The sequence below is a fragment of the Nocardioides palaemonis genome (assembly GCF_018275325.1).
Taxonomy (GTDB): Bacteria; Actinomycetota; Actinomycetes; order Propionibacteriales; family Nocardioidaceae; genus Nocardioides; species Nocardioides palaemonis.
This window is the reverse complement of sequence record NZ_JAGVQR010000001.1, coordinates 1,257,881-1,272,301: the sequence shown is the minus strand read 5'-3', so window position 1 is coordinate 1,272,301 and position 14,421 is coordinate 1,257,881. Positions and strand designations below refer to the sequence as shown.

At 74.6% G+C, this 14,421-nt stretch carries 14 protein-coding genes; 7 read left to right on the top strand and 7 right to left on the bottom strand.

Going from position 1 to position 14,421, the window contains the following annotated elements; genetic code table 11:
- Nucleotides 1-35: 35 nt before the first annotated feature.
- A complete protein-coding gene (locus KDN32_RS06190; protein ID WP_211731181.1) occupies nt 36-1,169 on the top strand; it encodes a sensor histidine kinase in 1,134 nt (377 codons plus the stop codon).
- Nucleotides 1,166-1,810, top strand: coding sequence for a response regulator (locus KDN32_RS06185; RefSeq protein ID WP_211731180.1), 645 nt, complete (start codon nt 1,166-1,168; stop codon nt 1,808-1,810). Before KDN32_RS06190 ends, KDN32_RS06185 begins: the two co-directional genes overlap by 4 nt.
- Here KDN32_RS06185 and KDN32_RS06180 read toward each other — a convergent pair.
- From KDN32_RS06180 to KDN32_RS06160, 5 genes are all read right to left on the bottom strand, one after another.
- Complete coding sequence (locus KDN32_RS06180; RefSeq protein ID WP_211731179.1) at nt 1,789-2,460, bottom strand: DUF2306 domain-containing protein; 672 nt, start codon at nt 2,458-2,460, stop codon at nt 1,789-1,791. The two genes, KDN32_RS06185 and KDN32_RS06180, sit on opposite strands and share 22 nt — an antisense overlap.
- Nucleotides 2,461-2,543: 83 nt before the next feature.
- A complete protein-coding gene (locus KDN32_RS06175; RefSeq protein WP_211731178.1) occupies nt 2,544-3,629 on the bottom strand; it encodes a branched-chain amino acid aminotransferase in 1,086 nt (361 codons plus the stop codon).
- A gap of 5 nt (nt 3,630-3,634) precedes the next feature.
- Nucleotides 3,635-4,585, bottom strand: coding sequence for a hypothetical protein (locus KDN32_RS06170; RefSeq protein WP_211731177.1), 951 nt, complete (start codon nt 4,583-4,585; stop codon nt 3,635-3,637).
- 9 nt (nt 4,586-4,594) lie between these two features.
- Nucleotides 4,595-5,683, bottom strand: a complete 1,089-nt coding sequence (locus KDN32_RS06165) for a 3-isopropylmalate dehydrogenase (protein ID WP_211731176.1) — start codon at nt 5,681-5,683, stop codon at nt 4,595-4,597.
- A gap of 10 nt (nt 5,684-5,693) precedes the next feature.
- Nucleotides 5,694-5,834, bottom strand: a complete 141-nt coding sequence (locus KDN32_RS06160; RefSeq protein ID WP_211731175.1) for a hypothetical protein — start codon at nt 5,832-5,834, stop codon at nt 5,694-5,696.
- Nucleotides 5,835-6,266: 432 nt separating this feature from the next.
- Between KDN32_RS06160 and KDN32_RS06155 the strand changes: the two genes are divergently transcribed.
- The 4 genes from KDN32_RS06155 to KDN32_RS06140 are packed head-to-tail and all read left to right on the top strand — an operon-like array spanning nt 6,267 to nt 10,529.
- Nucleotides 6,267-6,833: an O-methyltransferase gene (locus KDN32_RS06155; protein ID WP_211731174.1), complete on the top strand. Its 567-nt coding sequence runs from the start codon at nt 6,267-6,269 to the stop codon at nt 6,831-6,833.
- A 16-nt stretch (nt 6,834-6,849) separates the two neighbouring features.
- Nucleotides 6,850-8,319, top strand: coding sequence for a gamma-glutamyltransferase (locus KDN32_RS06150; RefSeq protein ID WP_211731173.1), 1,470 nt, complete (start codon nt 6,850-6,852; stop codon nt 8,317-8,319).
- A 28-nt stretch (nt 8,320-8,347) separates the two neighbouring features.
- Entirely contained in the window at nt 8,348-9,025 is a 678-nt protein-coding gene (locus KDN32_RS06145; protein WP_211731172.1) for an ABC transporter ATP-binding protein, read from the top strand.
- Complete coding sequence (locus KDN32_RS06140; protein WP_211731171.1) at nt 9,015-10,529, top strand: DUF6297 family protein; 1,515 nt, start codon at nt 9,015-9,017, stop codon at nt 10,527-10,529. The genes KDN32_RS06145 and KDN32_RS06140 overlap by 11 nt, the downstream gene beginning before the upstream one ends.
- Before the next feature lie 3 nt (nt 10,530-10,532).
- Here KDN32_RS06140 and yczE read toward each other — a convergent pair whose 3' ends face one another.
- Entirely contained in the window at nt 10,533-11,225 is a 693-nt protein-coding gene (yczE, locus tag KDN32_RS06135; protein WP_249216368.1) for a membrane protein YczE, read from the bottom strand.
- A 61-nt stretch (nt 11,226-11,286) separates the two neighbouring features.
- On the opposite strand from yczE, the gene yczR reads away from it, so the two are divergent.
- Entirely contained in the window at nt 11,287-12,747 is a 1,461-nt protein-coding gene (yczR, locus tag KDN32_RS06130) for a MocR-like transcription factor YczR (RefSeq protein WP_211731170.1), read from the top strand.
- A gap of 27 nt (nt 12,748-12,774) precedes the next feature.
- On the opposite strand, the gene serA is transcribed toward yczR, so the two are convergent.
- Complete coding sequence (gene serA, locus KDN32_RS06125) at nt 12,775-14,367, bottom strand: phosphoglycerate dehydrogenase (RefSeq protein ID WP_211731169.1); 1,593 nt, start codon at nt 14,365-14,367, stop codon at nt 12,775-12,777.
- Nucleotides 14,368-14,421 lie beyond the last annotated feature (54 nt).

Here is a 14,421-nt window from a genome sequence, read left to right as displayed (position 1 = left end):
TACGCGACCACCTCGCCCGCCACTACGGTTCAGGCGTGCCTCCCTTCCTGCGCCAGCTCTGGCACCTGCCCGCGGCTCCGGGCGCGCGCGGACGCACGCAGGTCGACGTCGGGCTCGTCGTCTACTTCGCCGTCCACGGCATCCTGGAGACGGTCGTCGGCCCGGACGACCGAGCCTGGCGGTGGGTGGCGCTCGCCACCTTCCTGGTGTGGCTGCCCACGCTGCTCGTGCGCCGCACCCACACCCTCGTGCCCATCACGGTCTTCTCGGCGATGGCGGTCGTCCAGCTCGCCGTCGGGGTCGCCTCCGGGAGGCAGCCGGCCGACCTCACGGCGGGGGTGGCCGCCCTGATGATCCCGTTCGCGCTCGCCCGCTGGGCGCGCGGGCGCGACGCCGTCGTCGGGATCGGCCTCTTCGCGGCGGTCGCCGGCATCGCGCTGGTCACCCAGACGACCTCGACCGGCGACCGGGTCGGCGGCCTCGCCGTCGTCGTCGCCTCGGTGGCGCTCGGTGCGGTCTTCCGGTCGCGGGCGGTGCTGCAGGTGCGCGAGCTCGGCGACGTACGCCGCGACGAGCGCGAGCGGCTGGCCCGCGACCTGCACGACACGGTCGCCCACCACCTCACCGCCATCGCGATCAGTGCGCAGGCGGGCCTCGCGGTCGCCGACACCGACCCGGAGGCGGCCAAGAGGGCGCTGCGGCGCATCGACGAGGAGGCCAGCCGGACGCTCGCGGAGACGCGCACCGTCGTCCGCGCGCTCCGCGAGGAGGGCGACGTCCCCGAACGCCCGCTCGACGACCTGGCCGGGCTGGCCGGCGCGGGCGACGGCGGACCGGCTGTCGACGTCCGCCTCGACGACGTCGACGGCCTCTCCCCCACGACCGCAGCGGCCCTCCACCGGATCGCGCAGGAGGCGGTGTCCAACGCCCGGCGGCACGCGCTCGACCCGACCCGGGTGGACGTGCGGGTCGTCCGCCGCGGCACCGACGTCGAGCTGACCGTGCACGACGACGGCCGCGGCCGGCCCCCGCAGGGCGCGGGCTTCGGGATCGTCGGCATGACCGAGCGCGCGGCGCTGCTCGGCGGCACCCTCGTCGCCGGCCCCGCGACCGGCGGCGGGTGGACCGTCCGCGCGGTGCTGCCCGAGCGGGCGGAGGACGCCTGGTGACGCTGCGCGTGCTGGTCGCCGACGACCAGGAGATCGTCCGCACCGGGCTGGCCACGATCCTCGGCGCCCAGGACGACATCGAGGTCGTCGCCGAGGCGGTCGACGGCCGCGACGCCGTCGAGCAGGCCCGGCGGCTGCGGCCCGACGTGTGCCTGCTCGACGTCCGGATGCCGCGGATGGACGGCATCGAGGCGACCCGGCTGCTGGCCGGCCCAGCGGTCGCCGACCCGATGGCCGTCGTGGTGGTCACCACCTTCGACCTCGACGAGTACGTCTACGGCGCGCTCCAGGCCGGAGCGCGCGGCTTCCTGCTCAAGGACTGCGGGCCGCAGGTGCTCGCCCACGCCGTGCGGGCCGCGGCGGACGGCGGCTCGCTCGTCGCGCCGTCGGTGACGACCCGGCTGCTCCGCGCGTACGCCACCCGCGACGCGCCGCGCGCGCCGGGCTCGCCGCTGACCGAGCGCGAGGAGGACGTGCTGCTCGTCGTCGCGCAGGGGCTGACCAACCACGAGATCGCCGCCGAGCTGCACGTCTCGCTGAGCACCGTGAAGACCCACCTCGGGTCGCTGATGGTCAAGCTCGGCGTGCGCAACCGGGTCGAGCTCGCGCTCTGGGCCTATCAGACCCGTCGGCTCGACTGACGCCGCTCGGAGCGGCGCACCAGCCACTCCGCGACGGCGAGGTTGACCGCCCAGGCGGCGCCCATCACGACCGCCTTCGGGTTGCCCGAGGGCTGGCCGACGACCGCGACCCACGGTCCCAGGAACAGCGCCTGCGTGCCGGCTCCCTGCGCCACGGCGTACGCCCGCGCCATCCAGCGCTGGTGGGTGCGGACGTCACGACGCCGGATCGCGACCAGCCCGAGCACCAGCCCGGCGACCATGACGGCGCCGAAGAGCAGCCGCAGCCACATCAGGGCGGTGTTGTCGTGCGCCGGCACGTCGGAGAACGCCGCCATCCACATCCCGCTCAGGCCGCCGGCGATGCCCGCGGGCACCAGCACCCGGCCGCTCCAGCGGTGCCACGCCGGTCGCCGGCGCCGGAAGGACGGCCACACCTGCAGCGCGCCCAGGACCAGGAACGTCGTGGCCCCGAGGATGTGCACGAGGATCGGCGCCGGCAGGTCGAAGAAGCGGGCGTTCTCCGCGGTGCGGCCGCCCGAGAGGTCGATCACCCGGAAGACGCCGCCCGCGGACGGCACGAGGGCGAGCAGCAGCAGGAGCGCCGGGATCCACCAGTCCCGGCGGGGACGGGTGGTCGGCTGGGCGGTGGCGGGCGCGGTCGTCGTCATGGGGACGAGCCTCGCGGTGCGCGGCGCCCACCGGATCGGCCCGCGGGCCGGTCCTCCTCGGCCGATCGGCCGAGGTCGGCGGATCAGCAGACCTTGTGCATCCAGCCGAAGGTGTCCTCGCTGCGGCCGAACTGCATGCCGACGAGCGCCTCGCGGATCCGCATGGTCAGGTCGGTGCTGGCCGGGGCCGGGGTGACGCCGTTCGGGGAGCGCAGCTCGCCGACGGGGGTGACTACGGCGGCGGTGCCGCAGGCGAAGACCTCGGTGATGTCGCCGGAGGCGACGCCGTCGCGCCACTCGTCGATGGAGACCTTGCGCTCCTCGACCGCGTGGCCGAGCTTGCCGGCGAGCTCGATGATCGAGGCGCGGGTGATGCCCTCGAGGATGGTCCCGGTCTCGGGCGTCACGACGTGGCCGTCGCGGTGCACGAAGAACAGGTTCATGCCGCCGAGCTCCTCGATGTAGCGGAACTCCTGGTCGTCGAGGAAGACGACCTGGTCGCAGCCCTGCTCGATCGCCTCGCGCTGCGCGGCCAGCGACGCGGCGTAGTTGCCGCCGGTCTTGGCCGCGCCCATGCCGCCACGCCCGGCGCGGGTGAAGGTCTCCGACAGCCAGAGGTTGACCGGCTTGATGCCGCCCTTGAAGTACGCACCCGCGGGCGAGGCGATCACCATGAACGTCACGTGCTGGGCGGGGCGCACGCCGAGGAAGGTCTCGGACGCGAACATGAACGGGCGCAGGTAGAGCGACTTCTCGCCGCCGCCGGACGCGGCGTTGTCGGGCACCCAGCGCTGGTCGGCCTCCACGAGCGCATCGACGCACGCCACGAAGTCGTCGACCGGCAGCTCGGGGAAGGCCAGGCGCTGGGAGGACCGCACCATGCGGGCGGCGTTCTGCTCGGGACGGAACGTCCAGACCGAGCCGTCCTCGTGGCGGTAGGCCTTCATCCCCTCGAAGGTCTCCTGGGCGTAGTGCAGGACCGCCGTGGCCGGGTCGAGGGTCAGCGGCCCGTAGGGCGTGATCCGCGCGGCGTGCCAGCCCGCGTCGGGCGTCCACTCCACCGTGAGCATGTGGTCGGTGAAGTGGGTCCCGAAGCCGGGGTTGGCGAGGATCTCGGCGAGCCGGGCGTCGTCGACGGGCGTGGGGTTGGCGGTGGTGCTGATCTGCATGGGGGTCAACCTATCCGGTAGGGGCGGTGCCAGATCTGGCCGTCGATGATCACGAAGAGCCGGTCGTCGGCCTCGACCGTCTCGCCGGGCCACTCGTCGTCCCAGGGCTGGGCTCGTACGCCGCCGCTGAGCCGACCCGGAGGCAGGGCTTCGGGGATCCAGGCGTCCTCGGCCCACGACCAGAGCTGGGGACCGGCGGCGCCCTGCAGCGCGACGAGGTGGTGGTCGAGCTGGGTGACGTGGGGCCAGTCGGGGTCGAGGTCCACGTCAGGTGCCGAGGCCGGACCCACGCCCGAGATCACCGGGTGGAGGTCGTGGTGACCGGCGAGGTGACGGGTGCCGTTGCTGGTCACGGCGTCCATCGCGCGCGGCGTCTCATGAGGGACCCACCCGGCAGCGCCGCTCCTCCACACCAGGCTGGTGCGGCCGTCGCCGCCCACGAGCGGTCCCGAGACCAGCATCTCGTCGAAGCTGTACGGGCTGACCCACAGGTCCACGTCCTCGACGTCGCCGACGACGCGCAGTCCCCGCCCGGGGTCCTGGCTCCCGTCGACGGACTCGCCCTGGACCAACCAGCCGTCGGCGCGGATGGTCAGCACGAGCACGTTCTCGTCGCTGTCGCAGACCGTCCACAGGCGGACCGCACCCTCGGTGGTGGAGTCCTCGATGCGGCCGTGGCACCCGCAGCCGGGCAGGTGCTCGCCGAAGAACTCGTGGGTGGTCAGCACCGGGTGGGCGCGGCCCACCACGACGTCGTACATCCCGCTGTAGTGGCAGGCCGAGGTCACCGGCCCGCTGCCCAGCGGCGTGATGGCCTTCTTCACCCCGGACGCGTCCAGCAGGACGGCCAGGGGGCGGTCGCCACGGGAGCCGTAGGCCACCGCCTGCTCGACGTGCCCGACCAGCAGGCCCGTGATGGTCGCTCCGTCGAGCTCGACCTGCCGCCAGTCGTCCACGTGAGCAGGCTAGAGGCGGGCCGCGATCGCGTCGCCGACCTCGCTCGTACGACGGGTCGTGCCCGGCGTGCGCTCGCGGAGGTCGGCGAGCACCGCCTCCTCGATCGCGGCGGCGGCGTCCGCGTGGCCGAGGTGGTCGAGGAGCAGCGCTCCGGAGAGGATCGCAGCGGTCGGGTCGGCCTTCTGCTGGCCGGCGATGTCGGGCGCGGAGCCGTGGACCGGCTCGAACATCGAGGGGGCCGTCCGGTCGGGGTTGACGTTGCCGGAGGCGGCCAGGCCGATGCCGCCGGTGATGGCGGCGGCGAGGTCGGTGACGATGTCGCCGAAGAGGTTGTCGGTGACGACGACGTCGAAGCGGGCGGGGTCGGTGACCATGAAGATCATGGCCGCGTCGATGTGGATGTAGTCGGTGGTCACGTCGGGGTGCTCCGCGGCGACCTGCTCGAACAGCCGCCACCACAGCGACCCGGCGTTGACGAGCACGTTGGTCTTGTGGACCAGCGTGACCTTCCTGCGCGGGCGCTTCTCGGCGCGGGCGAAGGCGTCGCGGATCACGCGCTCCACGCCGTAGGCGGTGTTGACCGACACCTCGGTGGCGATCTCGGCCGGCGTTCCGACGCGCAGCGCGCCGCCGTTGCCGGTGTAGGGGCCCTCGGTGCCCTCGCGGACCACCACGAAGTCGATGTCGCCCTTCGCCAGCACGTCGTCGGCCAGGGGTGAGGCCGTGCCGGGGAACAGGCGCGACGGACGGAGGTTGACGTAGTGGTCGAGCTCGAAGCGCAGCCGCAGCAGCAGCCCGCGCTCGAGGATGCCCGGCGGCAGGTTCGGGTCGTTGGGCTTGCCGCCGACCGCCCCGAGCAGGATCGCGTCGTGCCCGCGGATCTCCGCGAGCACCGAGTCCGGGAGCACCTCGCCGGTGGCGAGGTAGCGCTCCGCGCCGAGGTCGTAGCGCGTGGGCTCGAGCTTCACCGGCGAGGCGACCTCCAGGACCTTGAAGGCCTCGGCGGTCACCTCCGGGCCGATGCCGTCGCCGGGGATGACGGCGAGGCTCTGGGCTCCGGAGGCCGGTGCGGACGCGTGCTGCTGGGTGTCGGACATGCCGGCGAGGCTAGTTGTCGTCCGGACGCTGCGCGCCGTTGTCTCGCAGGTCAAGCGCGGTCTGCAGGGCGGCGGTGACGTTCTCGGCGCTGCGCGGGTTCTCCGGGTCGTGCGCGGCGGGGCCCCAGCTGTCGGGATACAGGTCGTACATCGAGATCACTCCTCGGGTGACGAGACGGTGGTGGTCGGGTGGTGCTGCCCGAAGCCACCGACACCGCGGCGGGTGGAGGAGCGAGGAGTGCGGGGGTCACCCGGTCCGGCTCCCGGCCTGGCGTGTGCGGATCGCGCAGTGACTGCGAGGACCCGCCACGGAGGCGGCGACTTCGAGCACCTGGGTCAACCCAGGATGCGAGTCGAAAGGCCGGGGGCGTCTCACCTCGTCAACGCCGAACACCGCGACGAGGTGGCCTCTCTGTCAGGCCTCGCCGCGGCGATCGATAAGTACGAAGACGGTCCGCATGGTGGATCGACTGTACGACCGCACACGGGCGTCCCGCAGCCGATTTCGCCGAACGTGTCAGATCGTGAGATGTCGGACCAGCGACTGGGATCTGCGGCTCGGGGTGACAGACTCGGCGACCTCATGTCTGCTCCCCCGGATCTCCCCGACGTCGTCCAGCGCGCCTTCGACGTGTGCCGCCAGGCCGGCTACGTCGCCTTCTGCCGCAACGAGACCGGCCGCCTGCTCGCCACCCTCGCTGCCACCCGCGGCGGCACGATGGCCGAGTTCGGCACCGGCTGCGGCGTCGGCACCGCGTGGCTGCGCAGCGGCGTGCGCAACGGCGCGCGCATCCTCACCGCCGAGCTCGACGAGTCGCTGGCCGGCGCGGCCTCGCGGATCTTCGAGACCGACGACAAGGTCGAGGTGCTCGCGGCCGACTGGAACGTGCTGCGCGACCGCGGCCCGTTCTCCCTGCTGTTCCTCGACTCCGGCAGCCCGTCGGAGGTCGGCGTCGACACCATCATCGACCTCGTCGAGCCGGGCGGCATCGTGGTCCTCGACGACTTCGCGCCCTGCGAGTCGTGGCCCCCGATCACCTACGGCCGGGTCGACACGCTGCGCGAGCAGTGGCTCACCGACGAGCGGTTCACCGCCGTCGAGGTGATGGTCGCGACCGACGCGTCCGCCGTGATCGCCACCCGGCGTTGACGACGCGAGGCGCCCGGTGACCGCGCTCGCCGTCGCCGCGCCCAGCCCGGCCGCGGCCGACGCCGCCGAGCAGGTCGCCCTCGCGGGCGGCTCGGCGGTCGACGCCGCCATCGCCGCGGCGCTCGTGGCGATGGTCAACGAGGTCGGCCTCGTCTCGCTGAGCTCCGGCGGCTTCGTCGCCGTCCAGCCCGCGCGCGGCGACGCCTACACCGTCGACGGGTGGATGGACCGCCCCGGGCGCGGCCGCGACGCGGACGCACCCGCGCCGCGGACGTGGGACGTCACCACGGACTACGGCGGCGGCGTGACGATCACCGTCGGGCCGGGCTCGGTCGCCACCCACGGGTCGCTGGCCGCGTTCGGCGAGGCGCACGCGCGCGACGGCCGGCTGCCGTGGCGCGAGCTGGTCGCACCTGCGCTCGCGGTGGCCCGCGACGGGTTCGCGCTCGGGTCGGCGTCGCGCTACTACCTGCGCCACGTCCACGAGACGATCTTCGGCTGGGACGACGCGAGCCGCGCCGCGCTCCACGACGCCGACGGGCGGGTGACCGAGGACCGGGTGGTCGTGCCCGACCTCGCCGCGACCCTCGAGCACGTCGCGGCCGCCGGTCCCCGCGCGCTGCACGAGGGCGACCTCGCCCGGCTCGTCGCCGACGACGTCCGGGCCCGCGGCGGCGCGCTGTCGGCCGCCGACCTCGCGGCCTACGAGGCGGTGGTGCGTGCACCGCTGACCACCCGGGTCGGGCCCTGGCGCCTCGCCACGACTCCCCCGCCGTCGGTGGGCGGCGTGGTCGTGGCCTCGATGCTGCGCCTGCTCGACGGCCGCCCCCGCGGGACCTGGGACGCCGACGACGTCGCGCACCTGGTCCGGGTCCAGCGCGCCGTGCTCGGCCACCGGCGCGAGGTCCTCGAGACCGCCGCCGACCTCGACGCCGCCTCGCGCGCGTGGCTCGACCGGGTCGACGCCGACCACCGCGCCGTCCTCGAGTCGGGCTCGACCGCCCACGTGTCGGTCACCGACGCGGACGGTGCCGCGTGCTCGGTCACGGTGTCCTCGGGCTACGGAGCGGGCATGATCGCCGCCGGCACGGGCATCTGGCTCAACAACTGCCTCGGCGAGCAGGAGCTCAACCCGCCCGGGAGGTCGGTCGCCCCGGGCCAGCGACTGCTGTCCAACATGGCACCGACGGTCGGGCGGCACGACGACGGCGACACCCTGGCGATCGGCTCGCCGGGCGCCGACCGGATCACCACCGCGGTCGCCGGCGCGCTGGCCGGCTTCCTCGGCGGACTCGACCTCACCGACGCCGTCGCCCATCCGCGCGTCCACGTGCACCGCGCCGGCCTGCCCGACGAGGACGTGCGGGTCGAGGAGGAGCCGTCGATGTACTTCGGCGGCGTCGGCGCTGCCCTCGTGCGGGCGGACGGCACCCTCGAGGCCGTCGCCGACCCGCGGCGCGAAGGTGTCGGCCGGGTCGTGGGCTGACCCGCCGGGCGGCTGCTTGGATGGGTGCATGGCCAAGAAGAAGGCGGCCCCGGCGAAGCCGGCGCTGCTCGCGGTCCGTGGCATCACCCGGTCCTTCGGTGACCGCACGATCCTCGACGGTGTCGACCTCGACGTCCGCGCCGGCGAGGCGGTCGGCGTGGTCGGGCCCAACGGCAGCGGCAAGTCCACCCTCCTGCGCTGCATCGTCGGCGCCGACGAGGCCGACGCGGGCGAGTCGACCCTCGCGGGCACCGTGCTCGACGAGCGCCGGCCGGAGATCCGCGCCGACCTGGCCATCGTCATGGACGACATCGACTTCTTCCCCGACCTCTCCGTGGTCGAGCACCTCGACCTCGTCGCACGGGCCCACTCGACGCCCGACGCCGAGGAGGTCGTCAACGCGGTGCTCGACGAGGTGGGGCTGATGGAGGTCTCCGGCCAGCTGCCGTCGACGCTGTCGTCGGGCCAGCGGCGACGTCTGGCTCTGGCCAGCGCGTTCGTCCGGCCGCGCCGGCTCCTCGTGCTCGACGAGCCCGAGGCCCGGCTCGACGTGGACGGCGTCGCCTGGCTCGGCGACCGGCTCGTGGCGGAGAAGCGGGCCGGTCGCGGGGTCCTGCTCGTGAGCCACGACGCGGACCTCGTGACCCGCGTGTGCGACCGCGTCGTCCGCCTCGGCACCGCTGCGGGGACGCCCGATGACCACTGAGGCAGCCGACCGCACCGAGGTCGCCACCGCGCGGGAGGTGCGCCAGGAGATCCGCGACTGGCGCCGCGGGCGCGCGGAGCTGAAGTGGGGCGAGGCCCTCTCCGACGCCTACGTCGGGCTCTTCTGCGTCGTGATGGTCGGCGCGATGGCGGGCAACGTGGTCCTCGAGCTCCGCCGCCTGGCCGACGAGACCTGCGCCGCGAGCTGCGGCGAGGTCCGCTCCGCCGCCCCCTGGCTGGCCGCGCTCGCCGTGGCCCTGGTCGCGCTCGGCCTGGCTCGCCTCCTCGGGCCCGTCTTCAGCCCGCCCGCCGCCAACGCGTGGGTGCTGACGTCGCCCGTCGACCGTGGGGCGCTGCTGCGTCCGGGGTGGCTGCGGACCAGCGCCCTCACGGTCGTCGGGGCCGCCCTGCTGCTGCTCGCGCCCGCCGTGCTCGGCGGCTTCGCCTGGCACGAGGCGGTCGTCTACCTCGTCGTGGGGAGCACCACCGCGCTCGCGTGCGTCGGGGTGGCCGCCCTGTCGCAGGTGCGCGAGGGCCACGCCTCCCGCTGGCTCACCTGGGTGGTCACCCTGGCGCTGTGGGCCGCGCTCGGCCTCGCCGCGACCCACCGGCTCGACCGGGTGCCTGCCGTGCCGGCGGGTGCGGTGGTGGCGGTCGCGGTCGCCCTGGCGGTCGTGGCCGTCCTGGTCGTGTGGCGCTCGACGGTCGCGGTCGGCTCGGTCTCGCGGCGCGTCCTCGGCCAGACCGAGCACCTCTCCCCCAGCCTGTCCGGCGCGCTGTCGTCGGTCGACCTCGGCCTGATGTACGACGTGCTGCTGGCCCGGCGCTGGGGGCGCGGGGCGCACGTGCGCACCCACCGCGGCGGCCCGGTCGGGTGGCAGGCGCTCGTCCACCGCGACCTGCTGCGGGCGCGCCGCGCTCCCCAGCCGTACGTCCTGCTCGCCGGGCTGGTGCTGGTGCCCTACGCCGCCGCGGAGGCGGACGCCGGACGCGCGGTCGTGCTGGCGACGACCCTCGCCGGGCTGCTCGGCGGGCCGGCGCTCTGCTCGGGGCTGCGGGTCGTCGTGCGGACCGACGGGCTGGCCCGGATGATGCCGTTCAGCCGGCAGCGGCTGCTGCTCGCCCACCTCGTCGTGCCGGGCACCGCGCTGATGCTCTTCGCGCTGGCGACCACGCCCACGCTCGTGCGGGAGGCCCCCGGCGGCGGGGCGGTCAACCTGGCGATCGCGTGCGGCCTCTCCTCGATCGCGGCGACCGTGCGGTGGATCACCGGCAAGCCGCCGAACTACGCGGCGCCGATGGTGAGCACCCCCGCCGGCGGCGCCCCGACCGGCGTGATCCTCAGCGTGGCACGCGGCTTCGACGTGTGGGCGGTGACCGCCCTGCCGCTGATGTTCGGCCAGGGCGGCATGCTCGTCTCGTCGATCCTCAGCGTCGGCGTGATCGCCTTCCTGACCTCCGAGGGGCTCCAGCAGCCACCCGCCCCGTCGTCCGGGGCGCGATGAGGCTCACTGCACGTCGGGCGCCATCACGTCGACGGTGAACCACGGCAGCATGAGCTGGGTCAGCGGGCCGATGGCGAGCGCGTAGACGACCGTGCCGACCCCGATGACGCCGCCGAGGACGAGGCCGATCACCACGACCGCGACCTCGAGGCCGGTGCGGACCAGCCGGAGCGACAGCCCGGTGCGGCGGGAGAGGCCGGTCATCAGGCCGTCGCGCGGTCCTCGCCCGAGCTGGGCGCCGATGTAGAGCGCGCTCGCGAGCCCGCACAGCACCACCCCGCCCACCATGAGCGCGAGGCGCAGGCCGAGGGCGTCGGGGCGCTCGAGGACCGCGAGGGTGGCGTCGGCGGACAGGCCGACCACCACGGCGTTGCTGATCGTGCCGAGCCCCGGCATCTCGCGCAGCGGGATCCAGAGCAGGAGCACGACGAAGCTGAACAGCACGACCGCCTGGCCGAGCGTCATCGGGACGTGCCGGATGAAGCCGGAGTGGAGCACGTCCCACGGCGCCAGCCCGAGCGCGCCGCGCACCATCATCGCCAGCGACACCCCGTAGAGGAACAGCCCGACGTAGAGCTGCGGCAGCCGCCGACCGAGGCGGCCCGCGCGCAGCTGGGCGATCGGGCCGAGGTCGACGAGCACGCCGCGCGGGGCGCCGGCGTCGAGGGTGGTGCGGGAGGACGTGGAGCGGGTCATGCCTCCAGTGTGACGTCGATTGGCATTGTCCGACATAGCCAATCGTGCGAGAGTGGCCACCGTGAGTCCCACCGTCAGCGCCCAGCGCGTGGCCACCCTGGTCGGGGACTTCCCGCGCTCCCCCGCCTACGCCGGGCTCGCCGACCGGCTGCGCGTGCTCGTCGGCGACGGCCGGATCGGGCTCGGTGTGCGCCTGCCCAGCGAGCGCGAGCTCACGACCGCGCTCGACGTCTCACGCACCACGGTGACCCGCGCCTACGACGTGCTGCGCGAGAGCGGGTACGCCGAGGCGCGCCGCGGGTCCGGGACGTTCACCCGGGTGCCGGGCGGGCGGCGTCGCGCCCACGACCGGGCGCTGATGCCGGGCACCGGCGGCGACGACGTGATCGACCTCAACTGCGCGGCCCACTCCGCGCCGCCCGGGCTGGCCGAGGCCTACCAGCGGGCCACCGAGCAGCTGCCGGCCTACCTCGGCGGGCCGGGCTACTTCCCGCTCGGCATGCCGGCCCTGCAGGCGAGGATCGCCGCGACCTACGACGCCCGTGGGCTGCCGACCGCGCCGGAGCAGGTCATGGTCACCGCGGGCGCCCTGGCCGCGGCGGCCGTCGTGGCGCGCGCGTTCACCGCCGCCGGCGACCGGGCGCTGGTCGAGTCCCCGACCTACCCCAACGCCACGGAGGCGATCCGCGGCTCCGGAGCGCGGCTGGTCCCGGCCGCCGTCGACCCGGACGGGTGGGACGTCGACGCGCTCGCCGCCACCGTCCGGCAGACGGCGCCGCGCCTGGCGTACCTGATCCCCGACTTCCAGAACCCCACCGGGCACCTGATGGACGACACCCAGCGCGAGGAGCTGGCCGCGGCCCTGGCCCGGACCCGCACCCTGGCGGTGGCCGACGAGGCGCACCAGGCGCTCGCCCACGACCCCGCGCTCGCCGCGTCGATGCCGCGCCCGCTCGCAGCGTTCGCCCGCGACGCGATCACCATCGGCAGCGCCAGCAAGTCGTTCTGGGGCGGCCTGCGGCTCGGGTGGGTGCGCGCGCCGCTCGACCAGGTCGACCGGCTGCTGCGCGCCCGGGTCGGGATCGACCTCGGCGCACCGGTGTTCGAGCAGCTCGTGCTGGCCGACCTGCTCGACCACGCCGACGAGGTGCTGCCGGTCCACCGGGCGCGCCTGGCGGCCGGACGCGACGCGGTGGTCGCCGCGGTCCGCGAGCACCTGCCGTCGTGGCGCTTCCGGGTCCCGGAGGGCGGGCTCGCGCTGTGGTGCGAGCTGCCCGAGCCGCTGGGCACCGCCGTGACCGAGGAGGCCGCCCGGCGCGGGGTGGTGCTCGCACCCGGTCCCGTCTTCGCCGTCGAGGGCGGCCTCGACCGGTTCGTCCGGATCCCGTGGACGGCGTCGCCCGAGGCGCTCACCGAGGCGGTCCGCCGCCTCGCCGCGGCCTGGGACCACGTGCGCGACGCGGACCGGCCGGTGCCGGGTCGACGGGGGTCGACCGGCACCGGCCGGGTGGTCGTGGCCTGACGGCCGCGTCAGACGGGCGAGGTCGGGTCAGGTCAGGTCGACCGCGCGCACCGAGGCCTTCATCGCGGCCTCGATCTCGGCGAGCGTGTCGGCGGGGATGCCGGAGTCGACGCTGAGCGCCACCAGCGCCGCGCCGCCCTGCTCGCGCCGCGAGACCTGCATGCCGGCGATGTTGACCTGCGCGTCGCCGAGGATGCCGCCGACCGTGCCGACCATGCCGGGGCGGTCCTCGTAGGTGAGGAACGCGAGGTGGGTGGTGGGCTCGATGTCGACGTCGAAGCCGTTGACCTCGACGAGGCGCTCCTTCTGCGCGATGCCGATGAGCGTGCCGCTGACCGAGACCTGGGTGCCGTCGGCCAGGGTGCCGCGCAGGGTGATCAGGTTGCGGTGGTCGGGGCTCTCCGCCTCGGTCACCAGTCGCACCTCCGTCCCGCGCTCGGCGGCGAGCAGCGGCGCGTTCACGTAGGACACCTGCTCCTCGACGATGTCGGCGAAGACGCCCTTGAGGGCCGCGAGCTCGAGCACCTTGACGTCGTACTCGGTGATCTCGCCGCGCACCTCGACGTCGAGCGCGCTCGCGACCTCGCCGGCGAGGGCGGTGAAGACCCGGCCGAGCTTCTCGGTGAGCGGGATGCCGGGGCGCACGTCCTCGGCGATCACGCCGCCCTGGACGTTGACCGCGTCGGGGACCAGCTCGCCGCTCAGCGCCAGGCGGACCGAGCGCGCGACCGCGATGCCGGCCTTCTCCTGCGCCTCGTCGGTCGACGCGCCGAGGTGGGGCGTCGCCACCACGTTCTCGAGCTCGAAGAGCGGGCTGTCGGTGCACGGCTCGCTGGCGAACACGTCGAGGCCGGCGGCCGCGATCTGGCCGTTCTTGAGCGCGTCGTAGAGCGCCGCCTCGTCGACGATGCCGCCGCGGGCGGCGTTGACGAGCACCAGGCTCTGCTTGGCCTTCTCGAGCTCGTCGGCGCCGATCAGGCCGACCGTCTCCGGGGTCTTGGGCAGGTGGACGCTCATGAAGTCGGACTCGGCGAGCAGCGTGTCGAGGTCGACGAGGCGCACGCCCATCTGCGCGGCGCGGCCGGCCTGGACGTAGGGGTCGTAGGCGATGACCTTCATGCCGAACGCGCTGAGCCGCTGGGCCACGAGCACGCCGATACGACCCAGGCCGACGATGCCGACGGTCTTCTCGTAGAGCTCGATGCCGGTGTACTTCGAGCGCTTCCACTCCCCGCCCCGCAGCGCGGCGTGGGCCGGGCTGATGTGGCGGGCGGCGGCGAGCATCAGCGCGACGGCGAGCTCGGCGGCGCTGACGATGTTGGAGGTGGGCGCGTTGACCACCATCACGCCGGCCTGCGTGGCAGCCTTGACGTCGACGTTGTCGAGCCCGACGCCCGCGCGGGCGACGACCTTGAGCCGCTGCGCCGCCGCGAGCGCCTCGCCGTCGACCTTGGTCGCCGAGCGGACGAGGATCGCGTCGACGTCGGCGATCGCCGGGAGCAGCTCGGCGCGGTCGGCGCCGTTGCAGTGCCGGATCTCGAAGTCGGGGCCGAGCGCCTCGATGGTGGCGGGGCTGAGCTCTTCGGCGATGAGCACGACAGGCTTGACAGGTGCGTTCACAGCGGGGTCCTCGAGAAGTTCTGGGGATGTGTCCGGGACTGCACGACGCTGTGC

Bases quoted from the DNA above. Each gene is read 5' to 3' on its own strand.
- KDN32_RS06180 (WP_211731179.1), bottom strand. From the start codon at position 2,460: ATGACGACGACCGCGCCCGCCACCGCCCAGCCGACCACCCGTCCCCGC.
- KDN32_RS06175 (WP_211731178.1), bottom strand. From the start codon at position 3,629: ATGCAGATCAGCACCACCGCCAACCCCACGCCCGTCGACGACGCCCGG.
- KDN32_RS06165 (WP_211731176.1), bottom strand. From the start codon at position 5,683: ATGTCCGACACCCAGCAGCACGCGTCCGCACCGGCCTCCGGAGCCCAG.
- KDN32_RS06160 (WP_211731175.1), bottom strand. From the start codon at position 5,834: ATGTACGACCTGTATCCCGACAGCTGGGGCCCCGCCGCGCACGACCCG.
- KDN32_RS06155 (WP_211731174.1), top strand. From the start codon at position 6,267: ATGTCTGCTCCCCCGGATCTCCCCGACGTCGTCCAGCGCGCCTTCGAC.
- KDN32_RS06145 (WP_211731172.1), top strand. From the start codon at position 8,348: ATGGCCAAGAAGAAGGCGGCCCCGGCGAAGCCGGCGCTGCTCGCGGTC.
- KDN32_RS06140 (WP_211731171.1), top strand. From the start codon at position 9,015: ATGACCACTGAGGCAGCCGACCGCACCGAGGTCGCCACCGCGCGGGAG.
- yczE (WP_249216368.1), bottom strand. From the start codon at position 11,225: ATGACCCGCTCCACGTCCTCCCGCACCACCCTCGACGCCGGCGCCCCG.